Raw genomic sequence first — 306 nt, forward strand, 5'->3', positions numbered from 1 at the left:
AGTAATAACTGCAATAGGTTTTAAGTTTTTAATAATAGCAAATCTTACTAAAAGTAAGGCTATTGCGATGGCTATTAATGCAATAATAACTTGTTGGAATAAAACTTTATTAGCAGCATCAGTATATACAGATTCATCGGTAACAGAGCAAACAACATATTTAGGATTTAAAGTTTGGTTACAAGTTACTACTTGAGTTTTGCCTTCTTGATCTTTAGCATAGAATAAAGTTTCTTCTTTAGAAGGATTAATTAAATCAGGATTTGCTTTAATAGCATTAGCTATGTTGATGCTTAGATCAGTTTT

General features: G+C 28.8%; 1 pseudogene. It reads right to left on the reverse strand.

Annotation, left to right across the window (positions count from 1 at the left end):
- Positions 1–306 (reverse strand): annotated as a pseudogene (locus CAMP5060_RS08215) (methyl-accepting chemotaxis protein); the annotation flags it as partial.

The organism is Campylobacter sp. 1569, assembly GCF_024723675.1.
GTDB lineage: Bacteria > Campylobacterota > Campylobacteria > Campylobacterales > Campylobacteraceae > Campylobacter_D > Campylobacter_D jejuni_C.